Annotated in this window: 6 protein-coding genes and 2 pseudogenes; 5 read left to right on the top strand and 3 right to left on the bottom strand. The window is 71.7% G+C overall.

Annotated elements, in window-relative coordinates; all coding sequences use genetic code 11:
• The first annotated feature begins 2 nt into the window (after positions 1-2).
• From ACFYPJ_RS34505 to ACFYPJ_RS34490, 4 genes are all read left to right on the top strand, one after another.
• Positions 3-18,329 (top strand): non-ribosomal peptide synthase/polyketide synthase, encoded by an 18,327-nt coding sequence (locus ACFYPJ_RS34505; protein WP_389025547.1) that lies wholly within the window; start codon positions 3-5, stop codon positions 18,327-18,329.
• Positions 18,326-19,546, top strand: a complete 1,221-nt coding sequence (locus ACFYPJ_RS34500) for a cytochrome P450 (RefSeq protein WP_389025546.1) — start codon at positions 18,326-18,328, stop codon at positions 19,544-19,546. The genes ACFYPJ_RS34505 and ACFYPJ_RS34500 overlap by 4 nt, the downstream gene beginning before the upstream one ends.
• A 60-nt stretch (positions 19,547-19,606) precedes the next feature.
• Positions 19,607-19,816 carry an MbtH family protein gene (locus ACFYPJ_RS34495; RefSeq protein ID WP_389025545.1) on the top strand — a complete coding sequence of 70 codons (210 nt, stop codon included), beginning with the start codon at positions 19,607-19,609 and terminating at the stop codon, positions 19,814-19,816.
• Positions 19,817-19,892: 76 nt separating this feature from the next.
• Positions 19,893-20,936, top strand: a complete 1,044-nt coding sequence (locus tag ACFYPJ_RS34490) for a TauD/TfdA family dioxygenase (RefSeq protein WP_389025544.1) — start codon at positions 19,893-19,895, stop codon at positions 20,934-20,936.
• A 459-nt stretch (positions 20,937-21,395) separates the two neighbouring features.
• Here the strand turns inward: ACFYPJ_RS34490 and ACFYPJ_RS34485 are convergent, their stop codons facing one another.
• Positions 21,396-22,814 carry a cellulase family glycosylhydrolase gene (locus ACFYPJ_RS34485; RefSeq protein WP_389025543.1) on the bottom strand — a complete coding sequence of 473 codons (1,419 nt, stop codon included), beginning with the start codon at positions 22,812-22,814 and terminating at the stop codon, positions 21,396-21,398.
• A 234-nt stretch (positions 22,815-23,048) separates the two neighbouring features.
• The gene (locus tag ACFYPJ_RS34480) at positions 23,049-23,534 is read right to left on the bottom strand and encodes a hypothetical protein (RefSeq protein WP_389025542.1); all 486 of its coding nucleotides are present in this window, start codon (positions 23,532-23,534) and stop codon (positions 23,049-23,051) included.
• Positions 23,535-24,013: 479 nt separating this feature from the next.
• Between ACFYPJ_RS34480 and ACFYPJ_RS34475 the strand changes: the two are divergent.
• Positions 24,014-24,763, top strand: a pseudogene (locus tag ACFYPJ_RS34475) (IS5 family transposase).
• Between the two features lie 46 nt (positions 24,764-24,809).
• On the opposite strand, the pseudogene ACFYPJ_RS34470 reads toward ACFYPJ_RS34475, so the two are convergent.
• Positions 24,810-26,046, bottom strand: a pseudogene (locus tag ACFYPJ_RS34470) (IS3 family transposase).
• Between the last annotated feature and the right edge of the window lie 63 nt (positions 26,047-26,109).

Below are 26,109 nucleotides of genomic sequence, written 5' to 3'. Positions count from 1 at the left end.
CCGTGAGCGAGGTATCGACAGGCCGGCCGATTCCGCTGACGGCAGCCCAGCACGGCGTATGGGTCGCCCAGCAACTTCACCCCGACAGCCCCATGTTCACCTGCGGGATCTACTTCGACACCGCCGGCGAACTGGATCTGGACCAGTACGCGCGTGCGGTCCGGCAGGCCGTCGCCGAGACTGAAGCACTGCGGGTCCGCTTCACCGACGACGGCGGAGCGGTCGGCCAGCTCGTCGATCCCGCTGTCGAGGGCACGCTCACCGTCGTCGACCTGAGCGGTGCGGCCGATCCGGCCGCCGCGGCACGGGCCTGGCTCGACGACGACCAGGCGGGGGCCGCCGCAGTCAATGGCGACCGCCCGCTGTTCGCCCACGCGGTCCTCGTCCTCGGACCACAGCGCTACTGGTTGTACTTCCGCCGCCATCACATCCTGCTCGACGGCTTCGGCCAGACCCTCCACCTCACGCGGCTGTTCGACATCTACGGCGCCCTCACGTCCGGCCGCCCCCCGGCGCCCTCGCCCTTCGCCCCACTGGCAGAGGTGCTCGCCGGGCAGGACACGTACACCCGCTCGCGCCGCTACGAGCGGGACCGCGACCACTGGATCGCCCGCTTCACCGACGGCCCGCCGTCCGTGGAGATCGGACCCGGCACCGGCGGGCTGGCGAGCAGCCTGCCCGCTGTGACCGGCCAGGTGTCCGCACAGGACGCACGGCGGCTGCGCGACCTGCCCGGGAACCGCTGGTCCATGCCGGTCATCGCGGCCATGGCTGCCTACACGCACCGCATCACCGGGGCCGAGGACGTGACCATCCGGGTCTTCATGGCCGCGAGGACCAGCCCGCAGGCGCTCGCCACCCCCGCAATGCTCGTCAACGAACTCCCGCTGCGACTCACCGTCCGGCCCACGACGACCTTCGAGGAACTCGTCGCCCAGGTCGCGGACCGGATGGCCGAGACCGCGCGTCACCAGCGCTTCCCCGGCGAGACACTGCGCCGCGAGCTGGCCGGCCAGGGGCACCCGGACGCCGGCTTCGGCCCCTCCGTCAACGTCCTGACGTTCGCGGCGCAGCGGGTCACCGTGGGCGGCGCCGAGGCTGTACCTCACCAGCTTGCGTACGGCCCGGTCCGTGACCTTGCCCTGAACGCCTACGCTGACCCCGAAGCCACGAACGGCATCGGGCTCAGCTTCACCGCGGACCCCGGCCGCTTCACCCCGGCCGACGTCACCGCTCACCTCGACCGCTACCAGGCACTCCTCACCGCGCTGGCTGCCCGGCCCACAGGCCCGGTCGGCGAGCCCGACCTGCTCACCGACGGCGACCGGCGGGTGCTCGGCGCTGTGCAGGACACCGCTGTCTGCGACGGAGTCCTTTCCCGGGTGGAGACGTTCGAGACCTTAGACGTGCCAGGGACGCCCGACGCGCCCACCCGTCTCCATGTGCTGGACGCTCAGCTGCGGCACGTACCGCCCGGCGGGCGCGGCGAGCTGTACGTCGCGGGAGCCCGGACAGCGCGCGGCTACCAGGTCGGCCCGGTCACGACGGCGAAGCGGTTCGTCGCCGACCCGTACGGCCCCGCGGGCAGCCGGATGTACCGCACCGGCGTGTCCGCCCGCCGCCGCTCCGACGGGACTCCGGAGTACGTGGCGGCGGACGACCTCGGCGCCGCCGAAGGGCCGAAGCCGGTGGCGCGGGCCGCCCCGGCGCCCGGCGTCCGGACACCCACCGCGGCCGAGGAGCGGCTGCGCTTGATCGCGGCCGAGGTCCTCGGCCTCGACGAACTCACCGTCGACGACGACTTTTTCACCCTCGGTGGCACGTCGATGCTGATGATCAGGCTGGTGCACCGGCTGCGCGACGAATGCGCCGCTGAGCTGTCCTTGCGCGAGGTCTTCGCCACCCCCACCGTCGCCGGCCTCGTCGAACTCCTCGGCAGCCGCGCCACGAAGTCCCCGGGCATCACGGCACGCAACCGCCCCGACAGGATCCCGCTGTCGTTCGCGCAGGAGCGGATGTGGTTCCTCCAGCGCCTTCAGGGCGACTCCGGCACGTACAACATGCCCTTCGACATCCGGCTCACCGGCCCCCTCGACGCGGCGGCCCTGGGCGCTGCCCTCCGTGACCTCGTCGACCGCCACGAGGCCCTGCGCACCATCTATCCCGAGGACGCACAGGGCCCGCACCAGGTCGTGCTGGCGCCCGGCACCACGGGCTTCACGATGGACGTCGTCCACGACGAGGACCCCGACCTCGCTGTCTTCGCCGGCCACCCGTTCGATCTCACCGGGGAGCTGCCCCTGCGCGCGACGCTGTTCGCGCTCGGTGGCGACCGGTACGCCCTGCTGCTGGTGATCCACCACATCGCGGGCGACGGCTCGTCGATGAAGCCGCTGATCGAGGACGTGTCCGCCGCTTACACCGCCAGGCTCACCGGCGTCGCGCCCGCCTTCGCTCCGCAGGAGCTGGAGTACGCCGACTACGCGCTGTGGCAGCGCGACACGCTCGTGGCCGACCTTCCCGAGCATTCCGCGTACTGGAAGCAGACCCTCGAAGGTCTGCCCCTGGACGTGACCTTTCCCGGCGACCGACCCCGTCCGGCGGTCGCCGGCCACGGCGGCGACCACGTCGAATTCACCATCGGCGCCGAGTTGTACCAGCGCATGCTCGACCTCGCCGGGGCCACCCGCACCACGCCGTACATGGTCCTCCAGGCGGGAGTCGCGCTGCTGCTCACCGCCCACGGAGCGGGTGAGGACATTCCGATCGGCGGCGCGATCGCCGGGCGGCCGGACGCCGCGTTCGACGACATCGTCGGCGTGTTCATCAACACCCTCGTCTACCGCTTCGACACCTCCGGCGACCCGAGCTTCGAGACCCTGCTGACCCGGGTCCGGGAGACGGGACTCGCCGCCTACGCCCACCAGGACCTGCCCTTCGAACGGCTGGTGGAGGAGCTGGCCCCCGAGAGGTCCCGCTCGCGGCACGCGTTCTTCCAGGTCATGGTGGCCTGGCTGGACTTCGGCGACGCCAGGTTCACGCTGCCGGACGTGAGCGTGACGCCTGGGTACTCGCACCACAAGACGTCCAAGTTCGACGTGCACTTCGACTGCCTGGTCGACGAGGAGAGCGGCGGGCTCTCCTGCCGTTTGGAGTACGCCACCGACCTCTACGACCACGCGACGGCCCAGGGCTTCGCCGACCGCTTCCTGCGGGTGCTCGAAGCGGTCACCACCGACCCCGCGCGCCGGATCTCCGAGGTCGACCTCCTCGGCCCCGAGGAGCGCACCCTCGTCCTGGAGGGCTGGAACGACACCGCCCGTACGACGGACTCCCACTCGATCGTGGAGCTGCTGGAGTCCCAGGACCCCGCAGCCGAAGCAGTCGTCTTCGAGGGAGAGCGGGTCACCTACGGCGAGTTCAACGCGCGGGTGAACCGCCTCGCGCGCGCCCTGCGCAGGCGCGGTGTCGGCCCCGAGACCAGGGTCGCCGTCATGCTGCCGTACTCGGTCGACCTGGTCGTGGCCCTGTGGGCCGTGATCAAGGCCGGCGCCTCCTACGTGCCCATCGACACCGGCTATCCCGCCGACCGTATCGCGTACATACTCGGTGACTCCGGGGCCTGCCTGATCCTGGCCGAGAGCGACATCGAGGGCTTCGAACGGATCCCGGTCACCGCCGCGGAGAACGAGTCCGACGACAACCTCGGTGTCCTCGCGCACGGCGGGAACGGCTCGTACATCATCTACACGTCCGGCTCCACCGGACGCCCCAAGGGCACCGTCAACACCTACGCGGGGATGACCAACCGCTTCCGGTGGATGCAGGAGGACCTGGGCCTCGGCCCCGGGGACAGGGTGCTCCAGGCGACGCCGACGGGCTTCGACGTGTCCGTGTGGGAGGTGTTCTGGACGCTGTCGCGCGGCGCCACCCTCGTCGTGCCGCGGCCCGGCGGCCACCGGGATCCGGCCTATCTCGGGCGGCTGATGCGCGAGCAGTCCGTCACCGTGCTCCACCTGGGAGCATCCCGGCTCGCCGCGTTCCTCGCCGAGGCCGACCTCCCTGCGTCCGTACGGGCGGTCGACTCCGGCGACGAGATCATGCCCGCGGAGCTGATCCGCCGCTTCCACCGCGAGTCCCGGCACCCCGACGCGATCCTGATCAACGCGTACGGCCCCACCGAGGCCGCGGTCGACGTCGCCCGGTGGCCCGCACCCAAGGACGCCGAGACCGTCCTGATCGGTGGACCCGTCCTCAACACCCAGGCGTACGTCCTCGACCGCACCCTCTCCCCGGTCCCCCCAGGGGTGACGGGAGAACTCTACGTCGGCGGCGTCCAGCTCGCCCGCGGCTATCTCGACCGGCCGGCGCTCACCGCCGAGCGGTTCGTGGCCAATCCCTACGGCACGCCCGGCAGCCGGCTCTACCGCACCGGTGACCTGGTGCGCTGGACGCGCGGCGGCGAACTGGCCTACGTGGCCCGGGCCGACGACCAGCTCAAGCTCCGCGGCCAGCGCATCGAACTGGGCGAGATCGAGTCCGCCATGCGCGCCCACCCCGGTGTCGCCCGGGCGGCGGCCGCCGTTCACGACCAGCGCCTCGTCGGCTACCTCGTCACCTCGGCGCCGGTGGACCACGAGGAGCTGCGCACGCGCCTCGCCTGTGAACTGCCCGAGTACATGGTCCCGCCCGTCTTCGTCGAACTCGCCGCGTTCCCGCTGATGACCAGTGGGAAGCTCGACCGCAAGGCCCTGCCCGTACCGGACTTCGCTCCCGTTACGGGCCGTGCGCCGCGCACCGCCCGCGAGAAGATCCTCTGCGGACTGTTCGCCGAGGTCACCGGCGTCCCCGAGGTGTTCCTCGACGACGACTTCTTCGTGCTGGGCGGCCACTCGCTGTCCGTGGCCCGGCTCGCCAACCGGATCCGTACCGTTCTCGGCGCCGAGATCGAGCTGGCGGTCCTGTTCGAGTCCACGACCCCGGCGCGGCTCGCCGCCCGGCTGGACGGCGCGGCCCCGCGCAGGGCCGGTGCGACCGCACGGCCGAGAGGCGACCGCCTCCCGCTCAGCTACGCCCAGGAGCGGCTGTGGTTCCTGCACCGCTTCGAGGGCCCGTCCGCCACGTACAACCTGCCCGTCGCGCTGCGGCTCTCCGGGGACCTCGACCTCGACGCACTCAGCGCCGCGCTCGGCGACGTCGTTGGGCGGCACGAGGCGCTGCGCACCGTCTTCGCCGAGGACGAGCAGGGGCCCTACCAGGTGGTGCTGGATTCCGTACCGCCGCTGACCGTGGTGGCGACCGACGCCGCCGGGCTCGACGCCGCACTCGCCGAAGCGGCCAGGACCGTCTTCGACCTGACCGTCGACCCGCCGATGCGCTCGACCCTGTTCGACCTGGGCTGCGGCGAGTACGTCCTGCTCCTCGCGCTGCACCACATCGCGACGGACGCCTTCTCGATGCCCCCGCTGGCCGGCGACCTCATCGCCGCGTACGCCGCGCGCACCGAGAACCGTGACCCGTCCTGGGCGCCGCTGGCCCTCCAGTACGCCGACTACGCGCTGTGGCAGCGCGACATGCTCGGCTCGTCCGACGACCCGGACAGCGAGATCTCCCGTCAGCTCGCCTACTGGACGGGGGCCCTGGCCGGGTTGCCCGAGCAGCTGGAGCTGCCCGCCGACCGGCCGCGGCCCGCGGTGTCCAGCTACCGCGGCGACACCGTCGACTTCACCGTCCCCGCGCCGGTCCACCAGGCACTGCTCGCTCTCGCGCGTGACCACCACGTCACGCCCTTCATGGCGGTCCAGGCCGCGCTGGTGACCCTGCTGCACCGGCTCGGCGCCGGCGACGACATCGTCATCGGCTCGCCCGTCGCCGGCCGCCCGGACGAGGCCCTCGGCGGACTCGTCGGCTTCTTCGTCAACAACCTGGTCCTGCGCACCGACCTGTCCGGGAACCCGGCCTTCACGGAGGTCCTCGCCCGGGTCCGCGCCACGGACCTGGCCGCCTACGCGCACCAGGACGTGCCCTTCGAGCGTGTCGTCGAAGCGGTCAACCCGGCCCGCTCGACCGCGCGCCACCCCCTGTTCCAGACCAACCTGAACTGGATCGACGCCGAACTCGAAGAGGCACACGACCTCGCGGGCGACCTCCCCGGCCTGGACGGCACCGTGCTGCCGCTGACGTCGCCGTCGGCGAAGTTCGATCTCGCGTTCTTCGTCAACGAGCGGCGCGAGGGCGGGATCTCCGGCTTCCTGGAATTCGCCACCGACCTCTTCGACCGCGAGACCGCCCGGCGGATCACCGAGCGCTTCGTCGGTCTGCTCGCGTCCGTCGTCGCCGAACCGGACGTGCCCGTCGGCGACCTCGACCTCGTCGGCCCGGCCGAGCGGCGCCAACTCCTGCACGAATGGAACGCGACCGCGCACGACGTGCCCGCGCGCACGCTCACCTCACTGATCGAGACGCAGGCCGCCCGTACCCCGGACGCGCCGGCCGTCGTCCATGCCGGCGTCACCCTCAGTTACGCCGAACTCGACGCGCGTGCCAACCGGCTCGCCCGGCACCTCGTCGAGGCCGGCGCCGGACCGGAGACGTTCGTCGGCGTCCTGCTGCCCACCTCCGAGCAGATCGTCGTGACCCTGCTGGCCGTCCTCAAGTCCGGTGCGGCTTACCTGCCGCTGGATCCCGGGCTGCCCGTCGACCGGCTCGCCTTCATGCTCGGCGACATCGCCCCGGTCGCCGTGGTCACCACCGCCGAGCGCCTGCCCGACCTGGCCGCAACACCCGCCGTCCTGCTGGACGACCCGGCGATCGCCGTCCGGTCGTCCACCCCGCTCACCGGCGTCGCGGCGCTCCCCGCCCACGCCGCGTTCGTCATCTTCACCTCCGGCTCCACCGGCACCCCCAAGGCCGTGGTCGTCGAGCACCGCTCGCTCGTCGCGTACCTCGCCTGGGCCGTCGACACCTACGAGAGCCTGCGTACCCGGGCCCTCGTCCACTCGCCGATCGCCTTCGACCTCACCGCCACCGGCCTGTACGGGCCCCTGATCTGCGGCGGCTGCGTCGAGCTGGTGGCCTGGTCCTCCTCGACCGGGCCCACGACGTCCGACGGCATCACCCGCCCGGACTTCGTGAAGGCCACCCCGAGCCATCTGCAGCTCCTGGGCGCCGTCGCGGACGAGTTCTCACCGGGCGGTCAGCTCGTCCTGGGCGGCGAGTCGCTGCTCGGCGACGCGCTCGACACCTGGCGTGCCGGTCACCCCGGGGTGACCGTGCTCAACGAGTACGGCCCGACCGAGACCACCGTCGGCTGCACCGTGTTCCGCATCGAACCCGGTGACGCCCTGCCCCCGGGTGTCATCACCATCGGCACCCCCGTGTGGAACACCCAGATCTACGTACTCGACGAGCGGCTGCGCCCGGCACCCGTCAACACCCCCGGTGAGCTGTACGTCGCGGGGGACCTGGTCACCCGTGGCTACCACGGCCGGCCGGGCCTCACCGCGAACCGCTTCGTGGCGAACCCGTACGGCCCGGCGGGCTCCCGGATGTACCGCACCGGCGACCTGGCCCGGTGGACCCACGCCGGCCTGCTGGAGTTCGCGGGCCGCACCGACGACCAGGTGAAGATCCGCGGTTTCCGTATCGAGCTGGGGGAGATCGAGGCCGTGCTCGCGGCCGCGCCGGAGATCGCCCACGCCGCCGTCGTGGTCCGTGAGGACCAGCCCGGCGACCGGCGGATCGTCGCCTATCTCGCCCCCGAGGCAGGGCAGTCGCTCGACGTCGGCGCGATCCTGGCGAGCGCGGCCAGGGCACTGCCCGCCCCTATGATCCCCTCCGCGTGCGTCGTGCTCGATGTCCTGCCGCTGACGGTCAACGGCAAGCTCGACCGTAAATCCCTGCCCGCGCCCGGCCGCGACCACATGACCGGTGACGTGCCGGCCGACCGGAGTGCCGGCGAAAGCGTCGGCGGCCTGGTCGGCCGGGTGGCCGACGTCTTCGCCGACGTGCTCGGCGTGCCCGGTGTCCGCGCCGACGAGAACTTCTTCCGGCTCGGCGGCCACTCCATGCTCGTCGCCCGGCTCGTCAACCGGATCCGCACCGAATTCGGCGCCGAGATCTCCCTCCGCGACGTCTTCGAGAACGCGACGGCGGCCACCCTCGCCGGGCTGCTCGGCGACGGGCTTCCCGACGGCGGCAGCGGGTCCCGGCCGGCACTGACCGCGCGGCCCCGGCCCGAGCGCGTGCCCTTGTCGATGGCCCAGGAGCGCATGTGGTTCCTCGACCGGCTGGAGGGCCCGTCGACCACGTACACGATCCCGATCGTGCTGCGCCTGGCCGGCGCCCTCGACACCGACGCGCTGCGTACGGCCTTCGCCGACGTGGTGGCGCGGCACGAGTCGCTGCGTACCCTGATCGCCGAGGACGAGCAGGGCCCCCACCAGGTGGTCCTGCCCGCCGCCGACCCCGACTTCACCGCCGTGGTCTGCGAGCCCTCGGAAGTCGCCGGGCACCTCGCCCGCGCTGTTGCCGTCTCCTTCGCCCTGGACCGGGAACTGCCCGTGCGTGCACGGCTGTTCAGCACCGGCGACGACGAACACGTCCTGCTGGTCGTGGTGCACCACATCGCCGGCGACGGCAGTTCGATGGGCCCGCTCGCCCGCGACCTCGCCACGGCCTACGCCGGGCGGGTGGCCGGCACCGGAGCGGGACTTTCGCCGCTGCCCGTGCAGTACGCGGACTACGCACTGTGGCAGCGGGAACTGCCCGACGACCAGGTCCCGTTCTGGACCACCGCACTGGCCGGGGTCCCGGAACAGATCGAACTGCCCACTGACCGGCCACGGCCCGCCGCCCTGTCCTACCGGGGTGACACCGTCGCCTTCGAGGTGCCCGCCGACCTGCGCGCACGCGTCGGCGCGCTGGCGCGGGAGAGCGGCGCCAGCCCCTTCATGGTGCTCCAGGCGACGCTCGCCACCCTGCTCAGCCGGCTGGGCGCGGGCGACGACATCGTCATGGGCAGTCCCGCCGAAGGGCGCCCCGACGCCGCTCTGGAACAGCTGGTCGGCCTCTTCGTCAACACCCTGGCACTGCGCGTGGACCTCTCCGGCACGCCGACCTTCGAGGAACTCCTCGGCCGGGTACGGCGGTTCGACGTGGACGCGTACGCCCATGCCGAGGTGCCGTTCGAGCGTCTGGTCGAGGTGCTCAACCCCGTGCGGTCGCGCTCCCGGCACCCGTTGTTCCAGGTGATGCTGACGGTGAACGCGCACACGGCGCCGCCGGCCCTGGCCGGGCTGGCCGTGACCCTGGACGACGTGCCCACGGAAGGAGCCAAGTTCGACCTGGGGCTGACCCTGTCGGAGTACGAGGGCGGCTGGCAGGGATATCTGGAGTACGCGACCGACCTCTACGACCGCGCCACCGCCGAGTCGTTTGCCGCCCGCTTCCTGCGGCTGCTCGACGAGGCGACCGCCGACCCCGCCCGGCCCGTGCACAGCCTCCCGCTGCTGACCGGGGCCGAGACGGCGGACCTCCTCGTCACCCGCAACGACACCGCCCGGGAGCGGCCCGCCACCCTGCTGCCCCAGCGGTTCGAGGCCCAGGCCGCCCGGACCCCGGACGCGGTGGCCGTCGTCTCGGACGACGTGACCTTGACCTACGCCGAGCTGAACGCGCGCGCCAACCGGCTCGCCCGGCACCTCGTGGCCCGGGGCGCCGGCCGCGGCGAGGTCGTCGCCGTCGTCCTGCCGCGCGGCGCAGACCTCGTCGTCGCCCTGCTCGCCGTGGCGAAGTCCGGGGCCGCGTACCTGCCGGTCGACGACTCCTACCCGGCCGCCCGGATCGACCACCTGATCGCGGACGCCGGCGCGGAATGGACCATCACGGCGCGTACCTTCGAGGAGGACCTCACCCATCACCCGGCGGATGACCTCGGCACGTCCCCGCACCCCCGGGACGCCGCCTATCTGATCTACACCTCGGGCTCCACGGGCGAGCCCAAGGGCGTCGTCGTCGAACACGCCTCACTGGCCGCGTACCTCAGCGAGGCGGCCGCCATGTACCCGGCCGCCACGGGCGAGTCGCTGCTGCACTCCTCGGTCGCCTTCGACATGCCCGTCACCGTCCTGTTCACCCCGCTCGTCACCGGCGGCCGGGTCAGGATCGGCGCCCTGGACGAGAACACCCCCCGACCGGATCTGCTCAAGGTCACCCCGAGCCACCTCCGGCTGCTTGAGTCCCTGCCCGGCCCCGTCGGCGGCGCGGCGAACCTCGTCATAGGCGGCGAGGCGCTCGACGCCGGACTGCTCCGCCACTGGCGCGAGCGGCACCCCGACGCCATGGTCGTCAACGAGTACGGCCCCACCGAGGCGACCGTCGGATGCGTGGTGTTCCGGCTCGAACCCGGCGACCCGCTCGCCGCCGGCTCCGTCCCCATCGGCCGGCCGATCGGCAACGTCCAGGTGTACGTGCTCGACCCCCTGCTGCAACCCGTACCCGCCGGAGTATGGGGCGAGCTCTACCTCGCCGGCGCCGGACTCGCACGCGGCTACGCCGGCCGCCCCGGCCAGACCGCGGAACGCTTCGTCGCCAACCCCTTCGGGCCCGCCGGCGCGCGGATGTACCGCGTCGGCGACCGGGCGCGCTGGGGCGCCGGCGGACACATTGAGTTCGCCGGCCGGGTCGACGACCAGGTCAAGATCCGCGGCTTCCGCATCGAGCCCGGCGAAGTCGAGGCCGTACTGTCCGGCCTCGACACCGTGGCCCGGGCCGCAGTCGTCGTGCGCGAGGACCGCCCCGGTGACGCGCGGCTGGTGGCCTACGTGGTCCCCGCGGCCGGCGGTGTGCGCGCCGACGACCTGCGCGCCACGCTCGCCGGCCGGCTGCCCGCGCACCTCGTGCCGTCCGCGTTCGTCGAACTGGACCGTATCCCCCTCAACGCGAACGGCAAGCTCGACCGCCGCGCCCTGCCGGCTCCCGGTGCCCCGGCGCCGGTGCCGGGCGCCAGAGCGCCGCGCACTTCGGCCGAGGAAGTGCTCTGCGCGCTGTTCGCCGAGGTGCTCGGTGTCGAAGAAGTCTCGCCCCAGGACGACTTCTTCCAGCTCGGCGGCCACTCGCTGCTCGCCACCCGGCTGGTGAACCGGGTACGCAACGCCCTGGGCACCCAGGTCCAGCTGCGCGACGTGTTCGACATGCCGACGGCCGCCCGACTCGCCGCGGTGCTGCGCCCCGGCGACCGGGTGGAGCGCTTCGCCCTCCTCCCACGCTCCGAGCGGCTGCCCCTGTCCTACGGGCAGGAGCGGCTCTGGTTCCTGCACCAGCTCGACGGCCCCTCGGACACGTACAACATCCCTGTCGTGCTGCGGCTTTCCGGCGACCTGGACGTCCCGGCGCTGGAGGCCGCCCTGGGCGACGTGGTGGCGCGGCACGAGATCCTGCGCACGGTCTTCGCGGCGGACGGCCGCGGCAGCCGGCAGATCATTCTCGCACCGGAGCACGGCGGCCGGCCGGAGTTCACCGTCCGCGACATCGACGCGCCGGCCCTGCCCGCGGCCCTCGCGGACGCCGCGGGGCACCGCTTCGACCTGGGCACGGACATCCCGATCCGGTCCTGGCTGCTGCGCACCGGCCCCGGCGAGGCCGTCCTCGCCCTGATCGTCCACCACATCGCGGGCGACGCCGTCTCCCTGACGCCCCTCGCCCGCGACCTCGCGGCGGCCTACCGTGCCCGGCGCTCGGGACAGGCGCCCGACTGGGAGCCGCTCGCCGTCCAGTACGCCGACTTCGCCCTGTGGCAGCGCCAGGTACTCGGCTCCGACCAGGACGCGCACAGCGAGATCTCCCGGCAGCTCGGCCACTGGACCAGCACGCTCACCGGCGCTCCCGACGTGATCACCCTGCCCACCGACCGGCCCCGGCCCGCCGTCGCCTCGCGCCGCGGCGACACGGTCTCCTTCGAGATCCCGCGCGCGCTCAACGAGGCCCTGACCCGCTTGGCCCGGGAGAGTGGCACGACGCTGTTCATGGTGCTGCACGCGGCGTTCGCCGCCCTGCTCGCCCGGCACGGCGCCGGTGACGACATCGTGCTCGGCACCCCGGTCGCGGGACGTCACGACGAGGCGGCCCACGAGCTGATCGGCTCGTTCGTGAACACACTCGTGCTGCGTACCAGCCTGGACGGCGACCCCACCTTCGCCGAACTGCTCGACCGCGTACGCGCCGTGGACCTCGACGCCTACGCCCACCAGGACGTCCCCTTCGAACGGCTGGTGGAGGCGCTCAACCCCGTGCGCTCGACCGCGCATCAGCCGCTGGTACAGGTCACGATCATGCTGAACAACACCGGTGTGCCGTCGACCCTCGACCTCCCTGGTGTCGAAGTGACACCGGAGGAACTCTTCTCCGGCGTCGCGAAGTTCGACCTGTCGCTCTCCTTCGCAGAAGGAGCCGCCGGGCAGCTGGACGGTGCACTGGAGTACGCGAGCGACCTGTTCGACGCAGACACGGTCATCGCTTTGACGACCCGTCTGGTACGTCTGCTGACGTCGGTCGCCGGGGGAGCGGCCGACACCCCGCTCAGCCGGGTCGACGTCCTCTCGGACACCGACCAGTACCGGGTGCTGGAGCAGTGGAACGGTGAGCCGCGTCAAGCCCCGGCCAGGACGATCACCGAGATCTTCGCCGACCGGGTCCGCCGTGACCCGGACGCCGTCGCGGTCGTCGCAGACGGTGTCTCCACCACCTACGCCGAACTCGACATGCTCACCGACCGGTTGGCCCGGCGGCTGAAGGTCCTCGGTGTCGGGCCCGAGACGGCCGTCGCCCTGCACGTCGAGCGCTCCCTGACGCAGGTCGTGGCGACGCTGGCCGTCCTCAAGGCGGGCGGTGTGTACGTACCGCTCGACACCCGCTACCCCGCCTCCCGGCTGGAGAGGATCCTCACCGACACCGGCGCCGTCGCCGTGCTGACACACCGGGCCGCCACGCCCCTTGACCTTCCGCACCCACTGCCCGTCGTCGAAATCGACGCACCGGAGAGCGGAGACACGGCCGACGCGGACGTCCCTTCGGGCGCGGCCCACCCGGACCAACTCGCCTACGTGATGTACACGTCCGGGTCCACCGGCACCCCCAAGGGCATCGCGATCACCCACCGCGACGTCGTCGCCCTGGCACTCGACGCGTGCTGGACGGGCGGCGCCCACCGGCGGGTACTGCTGCGCTCCCCGTACGCCTTCGACGCCTCGACGTTCGAGCTCTGGGTGCCGCTGCTCGGCGGCGGCCGGGTCGTCGTGGCCCCACCCGGGGACCTCGCCCTCACCGACCTGCGCCGGCTTCTGGCCGACGAGGAGGTGACCTCGGTCTTCCTGACGACCGCGCTGTTCAACGTGGTCGCGCAGAGCGAACCCGACTGCCTCACCACCTTGCGCGAGGTGTGGACCGGCGGTGAGCAGGTCTCGCCTGCCGCGTTCCGCAGGGCCGTCACGGTCTGCCCCGACACCACCTTCGTGCATGTGTACGGACCGACGGAGACCACCACCTTCGCCACCGCCTACCGGGTGCCCCGGCCCTACGCCCTGCCCGGCACGGTCCCCGTCGGACGCGCCCTCAGCGGTATGCGGGCCTACGTACTGGACGCCTTCCTCGCGCCCGTACCGCCCGGTGTCCCCGGCGAGCTGTACCTCGCCGGTCTCGGCCTCGCCCGCGGCTACACCGGGCAGCCCGGCGCCACCTCCGAGCGGTTCGTCGCCGACCCCTTCGGCGCCCCCGGGACCCGGATGTACCGCACCGGCGACATCGTGCGACACACCCCGGACGGGCAGCTGGAGTTCACCGCCCGGGCCGACGGCCAGGTCAAGATCCGGGGCTTCCGGATCGAACCGGGCGAGGTCGAGGCGGTCCTGGCCGGCCACCCGGCTGTGGGCCAGGCCGTGGCCGTCGTACGCGAGGACGCGCAGGGCGAACGCGACCTGTACGCCTACGTCGTCCCGGCCCCGGGCCGACAGCTGGAGCGTGACGCGCTGCGTGAGCTGCTGGAGGGGTCCGTCCCGGGCTACATGGTCCCCTCCCGCATCGTCGTCCTCGACGAGATGCCGCTCACACCCAACGGCAAGGTCGACCAGCGGGCGCTGCCCCTGCCCGAACGGGTCGTACCCTCCCTCGGCCGGCAGCCGCGCTCGCCTGCCGAGGAGATCCTGTGCCGGCTGTTCGCCGAGGTCCTCGGCGTGCCCTCGGTCTCGATCGACGACAACTTCTTCGAACTCGGCGGCCACTCGCTGCGGGTGACCCGGCTGGTGAGCCGCGCCCGCTCGGTGCTCGGAGTGGAACTGCCGGTGCGCGACGTCTTCGAGGCGCCGACGCCTGCGGGCATCGCCGCCCGGCTCGGCCGGGCCGCCACCGCCCGCCCCGCGCTGGAGGTACTGCCGCGTCCGGATCGTGTCCCGCTGTCCTTCGCCCAGCAGCGGCTGTGGTTCCTGCACCGCTTCGAGGGCCCGTCACCGACGTACAACATCCCGCTCGCCGTGCGGCTGCGGGGGCGGCTGGACACCGACGCGCTCGGCGCCGCCCTGCGGGATGTCGTCGGCCGGCACGAGTCGCTGCGCACGGTGTTCGCCGAGGACGAGGAGGGCTCCCGCCAGATCGTTCTGTCCACCGAGGCCGCCGTGCCCGAACTGGTCGTGGCCGACGTGGATCCGGCGGACCTGGACGCGCGGCTGGCCGACGCGGTCGGGTACGCCTTCGACCTGACCGCGGAGATCCCGCTGCGTGCCTGGGTGTTCCGCGAAGGGCCGCGCGAAGCGGTCCTGCTGCTGCTCGTGCACCACATCGCCGGCGACGCGGAGTCGATGGGCCCGCTGGCGTACGACCTGTCATCCGCCTACGGGGCCAGGCTGTTCGGCGACGCCCCGGCGTGGACACCGCTCGCGGTGCAGTACGCCGACCACGCGCTCTGGCAGAACCGCGTGCTGGGTGACATCAGGGATCCGGCGGGGCTCGGCGCGAAGCAGCTCGCCTACTGGCGGGACGCGCTCGCGGGCGCCCCCGAGGAGCTGGAACTCCCCGCCGACCGGCCCCGGCCTGCCCGGCCCTCGGGCACGGGCGCCTCGGTGCCCCTCGACATCCCCGCGGGGCTGCACGGGCGCCTCGCCCAACTGGCAGAAGCCCAGGGCAGCACGGTGTTCATGGTGCTCCAGACGGCGCTCGCCACCCTGCTGACCCGGCTCGGGGCCGGTACCGACATCCCCGTCGGCGCCCCGGTGGCCGGCCGCAACGACGAGGCGCTCGACGGGCTGGTCGGGTTCTTCCTGAACACCCTCGTCCTGCGCACCGACACGGCGGGTGACCCGACGTTCCGTGAACTGCTCGACCGGGTACGGCGCACCGACCTCGACGCGTACGAACACCAGGAGATGCCGTTCGAACGGCTCGTGGAGGCGCTGAACCCGGCCCGGTCGCCGGCCAGGCATCCGCTGTTCCAGGTGATGCTGTCGTTCCGGAACAACGCCGAGAGCGCGCTGGCCCTGCCGGGGCTCACCGCGGAGCCGGTCGAGGCCGATCTGCTCGCGGCCAAGTTCGACCTGTCGTTCAGCCTCACCGAACGGTTCGGGCCCGAGGGCGACCCGGACGGGGTACGGGGCGAAGTCCAGTACGCCACCGCGCTGTTCGACCACGACACCGTGCGGGACCTGGCCGCACGTCTGCTCCTGATCCTCGACCGGGGGACCGGCGAGCCGGACCGCCCGATCAGCGGGATCGACGTCCTGCTCCCCGGCGAAGAGACCCGGCTGCTGCGGGAGTGGAACGCCACGTCCGTCGCCTGCCCGTCCGCCACGCTGGCCGACCTCTTCGAGCACAGCGTGCGCACGCACCCGGACGCCCTCGCCGTCCTGGCGGAGTCCGGCGCACTCACCTACCGCGAACTGAACGCGCGCGCCAACCGGTTGGCGCACCTGCTTGTCGACCGGGGCGTCGGCCCCGAGTCCGTGGTGGGGCTGGCGCTGCCCCGCTCGGCCGAACTCATTGTCGCCGCCCACGCGGTGGCCAAGGCCGGCGCGGCCTACACACCCATCGACCCGGAGGACCCGGCCGGGCGGATCGCCCGGATCTGCGAGGACGCGCACGTGGTCCTCGCGATCACCACGACCACGCATCGCTCCGTGCTCCCACAGGAGTTGACCGCGATCGTCCTGGACACCGCGCGGACCGAGGCAGATCTCGCGGACCGGCCGGACCACGATCCCGCGGACCGGGACCGGACACGGCGACTGCTGCCGGGCCACCCCGCCTACGTCATGTCCACCTCTGGCTCGACCGGCCGGCCCAAGAGCGTGGTGGTCTCCCACGAGTCCGCCGTCAACCACCTCGGCTGGCTCCAGCGGACCTACCGCCTCGCACCGGACGACCGCGTCCTGCACAAGACCCCGATCGGCTTCACGGTCTCGGTCTGGGAGCTGTTCTGGCCGCTCCAGACAGGCGCCTGCACGGTGGTCGCCAGGCCCGACGGCCACCGGGACCCCGCCTACCTCACCGACATGTTCACCCGACACTCCATCACGACGGTGCACTTCGTCCCGTCCATGCTGGAGCTTCTCCTGGCCGAGGCCGACCGGTCCGCGCTCGCCCGACTGCGCCGGATCTTCGTCGGCGGCGAGGGGCTCACCCGCGACCTGTACGACAGGTTCACCGCCGCGTTCGGAGTACCGCTGCACTACAAGTACGGCTCCACCGAGGTCACCTGTGACGCGACCTTCTGGGACCCGGACACCGATCCGGGCTCCCGCCCCCCGGTGTCGATCGGCGTCCCGATCGACAACACCCGGGTCTACGTCCTGGACGGGACACTGCGCCCGGTTGCGCCCGGTGTCCCCGGCGAACTGTACGTCGCCGGCATCCAGGTCGCGCGCGGTTACGCGGGCCGACCCGCACTGACCGCGGAACGCTTCGTCGCCGATCCGTTCGTGGCCGGGGAGCGGATGTACCGCACCGGCGACCTGGTGCGGTGGGACCGGGCCGGACGGCTCGACTTCGTGGGCCGCTCGGACCACCAGCTCAAGGTCCGCGGCGTACGCGTCGAACCCGCCGAGATCGAGGCCGTCCTCACCGAACTGCCCTCCGTGACCCGGGCCGCCGTCATCCTGCGCGACGAAGCGCTGGTCGCCTACGTGACCGGTGAGGCGACCGCCGCCGAGCTGCGCCGTCAGCTGACGTCCCGGCTCCCCGGACACCTCGTACCCAGCTCCGTGGTGACCCTCGCCGAGTTCCCGCTGACCTCCAGCGGCAAGCTCGACCGCAAGATGCTTCCCGCACCCCGGGACACCGCCCGCCCTTCGCGGCGCGCGCCGCGGACCGAGGACGAGCGCGCCCTGTGCGCCCTCTTCGCAGACCTGCTCGGGATCGACGACGTTGCAGGCGCCGGCGGCGTGGGGATCGACGACGACTTCTTCGCGCTCGGCGGCCACTCCCTCATGGCCGCCAGGCTCGCGGGCCGGATCCGGGCCGAACTGGGCCACGCCGTCTCCGTACGCACCCTGTTCGAGGCGCCGACACCAGCCGTGCTCGCCGAAGCACTGCGCGCAGGCCGATCGACGGAGTCGGCCGGGGTGCTGCTGCCGCTGCGCACCGGCACCACCGGCACGCCGCTCTTCTGCGTGCACCCCCTGGTCGGACTGAGCTGGGCCTACGCCGGGCTCGCCCGGTATCTGGACGACCGGCACCCGCTCTACGGGCTCCAGGCCGCCGGCCTCGACGGTCCCGCGCACCAGCCGGAAGCCATCACGGAGATGGCCGCCGACTACCTCGTACACCTGCGGAAGGTACAGCCCGCGGGGCCGTACCGGCTGATCGGCTGGTCCTTCGGCGGCCTGGTGGCCCAGGAGATGGCCGTACAGCTCCAGGACGCCGGCGAGCAGGTCGAACTGCTCATGCTGCTCGACACCTACCCCCGCGACCTCACCGCCGCCCAGCCGACCGAGGAACAGGTCCTCGCCGGTGTACGGGTGCCCGAGGAGATGCGGGCGACGCTCACCGAGGAGCAACTGTCGCACCTGCGCACCGTGTACCTGAACAACAGCCGTATCGCGGGCACACACCGGCCCCGGACGTTCCGCGGCGACCTCGTGTTCTGCGCGGCGACCGAGCTGGAGCGCGGCGAGTCCCGCCGTTCGCCGAGCCTGTGGGCGCCCCACGTGACCGGGCGTACCGAGGTGCACGACATCCAGGCCACGCACAACACCATGCTCGCCGACCGGCCCGCGGCGGCCGTCGGGCGTCTGCTCGCCCGGCTGATCCGTGGCATCGAGGGCCGGCGGGACGAGGAGAGGACGTCATGACCCGTACGCCCCTGCCGCCCTCCGCGCTGGCCGATCTCGATCTCGCCGACCCCGTGACGCACGCGCGGTACGACCTCACCGAGATCTGGCGCTCGCTGCGGGCCGAGGAACCGGTCCACTGGCATCCGCCGGTGGGCCGGGCCCCCGGATTCTGGGTGGTGACGCGCTACGCCGACGCGGCCGAGGTCTACCTCGCGCCCGAGCGCTTCACCTCTGAACGAGGCAACGTCCTGGCCTCCCTGCTCCAGGGCGGGGACTCGGCCTCGGGGGTGATGGCGGCCGTCACCGACGGCAAGCGCCACCGCGAGCTGCGGAGTGTCCTCCTCAGAGCCTTCTCGCCACGGGCCCTGGCCGGGGTGGTCGAGAAGATGGAGAAGGCGGCCGGTGAACTGGTCGCCGCCGCGGCCGGCCGGGCGGAGTGCGACTTCGCCCAGGACGTCGCCGGGAACCTGCCGCTCATGGCGATCTGCGATCTGCTCGACGTACCCGAGGCGGACCGGGCGTTCCTGCTCGATCTCACCAAGACCGCCCTGAGCTCCGACGAGCCCGACCAGTCGCCCTTCGACGTCTGGCAGGCCCGCAACGACATCCTCGCCTACTTCGCCGAACTGGCGAAGAGCCGGCAGGCCCGGCCGGGCACCGACGCGGTCAGTGTCCTCGCCACCGCACAGGTCGACGGCGTGCCGCTGACGATGGACGAGGTCGTCGCCAACTGCTACAGCCTCATCCTCGGCGGAGACGAGACCAGCCGGCTGTCGATGATCGGCGCGGTGCTCGCGTTCACGGAGCATCCCGACCAGTGGCAGGCGCTCAAGGAGAGGGAGGTCACCCCTGCCGCCGCGGTCGACGAGGTGCTCCGGTGGACCACCCCGGCCATCCACTTCGGTCGGACGGCGACCGCGGACACCCGGCTGGGCGGTGTCGCCGTCGCCGCCGGCGACATCGTCACCCTATGGAACGTGTCGGCCAACCGCGACGAGGCCGTGTTCACCGACCCCGACCGCTTCGACCTCGCCCGTACCCCCAACAGGCAGCTCTCCTTCGGGCACGGGCCGCACTACTGCATCGGTGCCTACCTGGGGCGTGCCGAGATCGCCGGCATGCTCACGGCGCTGCGCGACCAGATAGGCCGCGTCGAACTCACCGGTGATCCACGCCCCGTCTACTCCTCGATGCTGAGCGGCTTCAGCAGTCTCCCCGTTCGGCTCGTCGTCTGAACCCGGCCGCTCCGGCCACCGCATTCCCCTTGTGATCAGTGCATACGGAAGGAATCAGCCATGACCAACCCGTTCGAGGACTCGGAAGCCGTCTATCTGGTGCTGGTGAACGACGAGGGCCAGCACTCGCTCTGGCCCGCGTTCGCCGCCGTACCGGACGGCTGGCGCACGGCGTTCGGCCCCGACGGCCGGACCGCGTGCCTCGACCACATCGAGCGCGAGTGGACCGACATGCGGCCCAACAGTCTCATCAAGGCCATGGGCGAATGACGGTGCGGACACGTCAGTTCCGGACACCTCAGGACCGCACATCTCAGGACCGGGCCTCTCGGGAAAGGACATCGCGGTGACGGACACCGAACAGCGCCCGCCGCGGCTGGACACCGTCGATCTCGCGGACTTCGGACAGGTCGCCAAGGGCCTGCTGGAACGGGCCTCCGGCTGGGTCGACGACCCGGCGTGGGTCGCCGACGCCCGCCGGAGCTGGGACGACACCCCCGGACCACTGCGCAGAGCCATACGGGAATTCCGCAGGCACTCGGGACCCGACGGGCGGCTACTGCTCACCGGGCTGCCGATCGGCCCCGCGGACGTGCCCGACACACCGATGGCCAAGGGTTCCGTACAGCGTGTCCCGGCGCTGCCCGCGGCCGTGCTGATGCTGATTGCGAACGGACTCGGCGACCCGGCCTCGTTCGCCGCGGAAAAGTCGGGGGCACTGGTCCAGGACGTCGTCCCGGTCCCCGGCCAGGAGGACTTCCAGGGCAACGCGGGATCGGTGGAGTTGACCTTCCACACAGAGAACGCCTTTCATCCGCACCGGCCGGACTACGTCCTGCTGCTGTGCCTGCGCACCGACCACGAAGGCGTCTCGGAGCTGCGCACCTGCTGCGTACGGCGGGTGCTGCCGGAGCTGACCGTCCGGACGCGGGAGGCCCTCGGCCGGCGGGAGTTCGTCACCGAGGCCCCGCCGTCCTTCGGCGAGGGCGGCACGGGAGCCGCCCACGCGGTCCTCACCGGCGACCCCGCAGACCCTGACCTCTGCTTCGACGAGGCCGCCACCCGCGGTCTGACCGACGCCGGACGCGCCGCGCTCGGCGAACTCAGCGCGGTCGTCCAGCGGTCGTACAACGGTGTACGGCTCCGCGCGGGGGACCTCGCGGTCGTCGACAACAGAGTCGCCCTGCACGGCCGGTCTTCCTTCACTCCCCGCTACGACGGCAGGGACCGCTGGCTTCAGAGGATGTTCTCCTTCGCCGACCTGCGCAGGTCCAGAGACCACCGGCCCTCCGACGGAAGTGTGCTGCGTACCGCCAGGAACCGAGTCGCCCAGGCGCACGGCGATGACGGCGGAAGCACGCAGCCGCCAGAGCCAGGCGTCCTGGGATGAGACAGGCACAAGCCATATCCCGCCCCACCCCTCACCCCACCCGACCAGCAAACCTCAACAACGCCTACAGCCTCACCGCCACCCCGATCCCGCACTCCAAAAATCGAATTAAACAAGGACATCACAGGTGAAAACGACCTCTTGGCGACCCGACCGGATACCCGTCACGCCACCGCGCTCCCGGATGCTGGGGCGCCTGCTAGCGGCGCACCGTGGCGTGGCTGGGACGCTTCGCCGGGCCGCTACTCCTGACCACGTTCCTCGTGGCCGCCGCACTTGGCGGCTACCTCATTGGAAGCGGTCACGACACCAGCTGACCTCTGATGACGCCCGCGCGGCCGGGGATGTGTCCCCGTACCGCGCGGGAACGGTGGCGCTGCCGACCAGACAAGCTCCGAGCCCTATGGGCAGACGCTGACGCGGGGGCCGTGGGCCGCGGCCCCGAGCGAGTCGGGTGGGCTACTTCGGGCTGATCGTGACCCTGTAGGTGGCTCCGGTCCTGCCGTGGGTGCGCACGGTGACGGTCTGGCCGTGGTCGTCCCAACGGGCCTTGCCGCCTTGGACATCGACGCGGTAGCCGCCTGGGTAGGTGTCCCTGGGTACGGTGATCCGGGTGGGCCCCTCCGCGTTGTCGCGGGTGCGGAAGGTGAGCGTGTAGGTGCGGGTGGCCGGGTCGTACGCGAACGTGAGCGGGTCGCCCGCGACGGCCCGCGCGTACGGCTGGACGAGCAGCTGGGCGCTGGGCTTCGTGGCGCCCGTCTGGTCGAGGAAGCAGTAGCTGCCGCCCCGACACCACTGCCACCACGTCCAGCCACTGGAGAAGCGGTCCAGGGAGGCCGTCATGTCGGTGACGAACTGGCTTCCGTGCGGAATGTCGGGGTTGGCGCCCCACTCACCCACGATCACCGGCATGCGGTGACGGGTCGGGTAGTCGCTGATCGCGGCCTCGTAGTCGGGGATGAAGGTGCCGTTGGGGTCGTAGTCGGCGCCGGTTTCCATCGCGGTCTGGTAGAAGTGCGGCGCGTAGCCGGTGTGAGGGTCGTCGATGTGGCCCATCTGGGTGGGGACACCGGTACCGACGATGACGGTTGGTTCGACGAATACCCACGACCTGTGGTCGACCAGGCGGATCGCGCGGGCAAGGCGGTTCCACAACTCGGTGAGCTCGGTGGACTCGAAGCGGGCCGCGGCGGTGGGGAGGTCTTCGCCTTCGAGGAACTTCGCGAACGGCTCATTCATCAGGTCGTAGCCGAGCAGCGCCGGGTGCCTGCCCAGGGCGGAGGCGACCGTCATCCACATGCGAGCGTGCGCGGCGCGGAGGTCGGCGTCCTTGTACAGGTGGTCAAAGGCGGTCTGTACGGATGGCTCGAAGTACTCGGAGAACCAGTCGTCGGGAATCGGCTCGAACGGCAACCCCTCGTCGCGGGTGGCCCAGTCGGGCATGCCGCGGGAGCCGAAGTGGGGGCCGTATACGTCCTGGTGGGCGTCGAGGATGACCTTGATGTGATAGCGGTCGGCCCAGTCGAGGATGCGGCGCATCTTGCTCAGGTAGCCGCGGTCGTAGTGGCCGGGGGTGGGTTCGAGGTCATCCCAGAAGAACGCGAGGCGCGCGAGGTTGAAGCCCCGGGCGGCCATGTCTTTGAGGTCGCTCTCGTGGATGTCGGCGAACGCATTGCTGCCTCGGCTGCTCTTGTCGGCGAGGTTGAAGCCGCGCCACTGGAGCGCGCGGCCTTGGCCGTCGGCGATGAAGGTGCGGTCACCGACCGTGACCCGGTCGGGGGCGCGGTCGGGGTGGGCCTGGGCCTGCGCGGGGAGGACGCCGAGCAGGAGGGCAGCCACGGCGAGGGCGGCGGGGGCGACGCGGGAGGATAAGCGCATGCAGGAGACCCTTTCGAGGGGGCTGCTCGGGCGTCGTGCTACTGGCCGGTCGGATGCTACTGGCGAGTGGGTCAAGTTCACAGGAGTGCACGGGAGTTGGCGGGACTTCTTTCTTCAAGGGCTTCCCGGCGTCATCGCCGGGGGTTTCCCGCGTGCCCGTCGCATACGGCGCCGGCCTCCGGAGAAGAGCGTGGGCCGCCCGCCACCGGCCCCGGGCCGGTGGCGGGCGAGGCGCTATCCCGCTACCCCCGTGGCCCCGAGGCGCACCCGCACCGCCGTGGTGCCCGGGCGGGGGATCTCCACGAGGATGTCGTCCCCGTCAAGGGTGACGGGGCCGTCGGGGTCGCCGAGATAGGTGGCGCGCTCCGCACCCGCGACGGGGAAGCCGCACCTGAGCCGGACCGTGCGCGACTCCGTGGCGAAGGACTGGAGCCTCACCAGCAGGTCGACGCCGTCGTCACCCGGCACCGGGGCCGCGTCGCGGACCGCGATGCGCGGGTCGTCCACCGAGAGAAGCGTGAGTTCGGCCGGCCGGTCCGGGTCGGGCGTGCCGTGCGCCGGCACGCCGATCAGCGGGTGGTCGACCTCACAGGCGGTACGCAGCGCCAGGGCGTCGGCGTCGGTGCTCTCGCCGCTCCGGCGGACGCCCACCGCGTACCGGAAGGTGGTGTGGAACGCCTGCTGGGACGGGAAGTTGGTGTCCCACAGGTTGTTGTGCACCCAGGAGTAGACCGTGCCGGCCGGTCGCGGCGACGTCGAGTCGGGGAAGGGCGCGTAGGCCAGGGCGATGGTCTCCGGGCTCGACCAGTGGCGCGTCCCTGGTGATCCAGGAGACCCGGGCCGCCGTCGTCGGCCAGGGAGACGAACGACTGGACGGCACGGCATGTGCTGGGGCGCGCGCCGGGCACGTGCGCGAGGCCGGTGCCGGTCAGCGCGCCGGTGGTCTCGTAGTGCACTGTGGGCCGCGTCAGCGCGAACGGGAACGCGAGGTACGTGCTCTCCTTCGTCATGGTGGCGGGTTTGTCGAACCGGTTGTCGATCACCAGGTGCGCGTCGTCACGGCCGAGGCCGACCGTGGTGCGGGCCCGGCGGACGGGGGCCGCCGCGTACTCGTAGGTGAGGCGCTGGCCGAGGGCGTCGTCGAGGCGTTCGAGGAGCACGGCGGGGCGGGCCAGGGTCCGGGAGCCGAGGAGTTCCAGTTGCTCGCTCCACTCATACCGCGGGCCGTGACGGGCCGTCCGCGTGTGGAGGATCGGCAGGTCATCAACGGGATGGTCTACAAGATCCGAACCGGGATCTCCTGGCGTGACCTGCCGGAACGCTACGGGCCGTGGAAGACGGTCTACACCCGCTTCCGTCGCTACGCCCTGAACGGCGTGTTCACTCGGGCACTCCAGCAGATCCAGGCCCGCGCCGACGCGGCCGGCGACATCGACTGGCTCGTCCAGATCGACTCCACCATCGTCCGCGCCCACCAGCACGCCGCCGCCACCGGCCGAAAAAGGGGATCTACCGGCAGGACGAACCAGACGATCACGCCCTCGGCCGATCCCGAGGTGGACTGACCACCAAAATCCATCTCGCCTGTGACGGCAAGGGACGCCCGCTCGCGATCCTGCTGACTCCCGGCCAACGCCACGACAGCATCTGCGCGCGCCGACAAGGCTTACAGCTCCCGTGGGTTCCGCGCCTACCTGCGCAAACGCGGTATCGCGTGCACCATCCCGGAGAAGGCCGACCAGCAGCGACACCGGCACAACCGTGGCCGTCAAGGCGGCCGCCCACCCACGTTCGACCGGCAGATCTACCGCCGACGCAACGTCGTCGAGCGCTGTTTCAACCGGCTCAAAGGCTTCCGTGGCATCGCCACCAGATACGACAAGACCGCTACCTCCTACGAGGCAGCAGTCAGCTTCGCGTCATTCCTACTCTGGGCAAGATCCGTTTGAAGACGGCCGGGCCTTGTCCCCGGAGAGTGGACACCTGTTCGTGTTGTTATGCGGCAAGTGTCAGGGGAGCTGACTGCTGTTCGTAGGCGATCGGTGTCTGCTGTCCGTTCGCCGAATGCCGTCGTCGGGTGTTGTAGCGGGTGGTCCAGCGGAAGACGGCCAGGCGGCAGGCGCGGACCCCGTTGAAGCTGCGGGCACCTTGAAGCGTCTCGCGTTTGAGGGCCGCGTTGAATGACTCGGCGAGTGCGTTGTCCGCGCTCGTGCCGACCGCACCCATGGACTGTCTGATGCCCAACTCGGCGCATACATTGGTGAATTCACGGGAGGTGTACTGGGCTTTGTGATCGCTGTGGAAAACGGCTCCGGCCATGCTGCCGCGGACCCGGGCGGCTGTCCGGAGCGCGTCGGTGACCAGTGAGGTGCGCATGTGGCCGGCGATCGACCAGCCCACCAGACGGCGCGAGAAGCAGTCGATCACGGTCGCCAGATACAAGAACTCGCCGTCGCCCACCGGCAGGTAGGTGATATCACCGACGTACTCGGCGTTCGGCGCGGTGGCGGTGAAGTCGCGCCCCAGCAGGTCGGGCATCGGGGCAGCGGACGGTTCGGGCACGGTGGTGACCTGGCGCTTGCGCAGCCGCAGCCCGGCGATGCTGTACTTGCGCATGACCCGTCCGACGCGCTTGTGGTTCACGCGCTCGCCCTCTTCGCGCAGCTCGGCGGTGATCCTCGGGCGGCGTAGGTGCCGTCCCACTCGGCGTGGACGGCCCTGATCCGCTCGGCGAGCGCTGCATCGGCCCGCTCGCGGGCGGCGCGGGCCGCGCCGCCGGCCCGCCACTCGTAGAAGCTGGATCGGGCGACCTCCAGCACGGCACACAACCGCTTCACGCCCCAGGCGCGGTGGTGGTCCTCGATGAACTGGAAGCGGTTGGTCACCAGGTCATCTCTTGTGCGAAAAACTTCGTCGCCTTGCGGAGAATGTCCCGTTCGGTGGCCAGCTTGTGCATCTCCTTGCGGACTGCCGCCAGCTCCCGGTGCAGGGCCTCGTTCTCGGCCAGAAGCTCCTCGGCCGTCGACGGGGAATCCACCGTGCTCCTCTCCGTGCTCGTGCTCGTCGTGCTGCCCCCGCCGCGGCAGGCCCGTTCGGCCCGCACCCAGTTACGCAGCGTCTCGCGGCTGATCCCCAGATCCTTACCGATGCCCTCGAAGGTGTGGCCCGGGTCCGACAGGTACAGCGCGACAGCGTCCGCCTTGAACTCAGGCGAGTAGACCTTCATCACCATAAAAGACGCCTCCTACCCGCCCCCTCCCGGGGTCGGGCTCAGAGGTGTCCACTCCTCGGGGAC

Origin of the sequence: Streptomyces sp. NPDC006012, from assembly GCF_042871185.1 — a bacterium.
GTDB lineage: Bacteria > Actinomycetota > Actinomycetes > Streptomycetales > Streptomycetaceae > Streptomyces.
The sequence above is the reverse complement of the archived record's forward strand: the minus strand, read 5'-3'. Positions and strand labels throughout refer to the sequence as shown.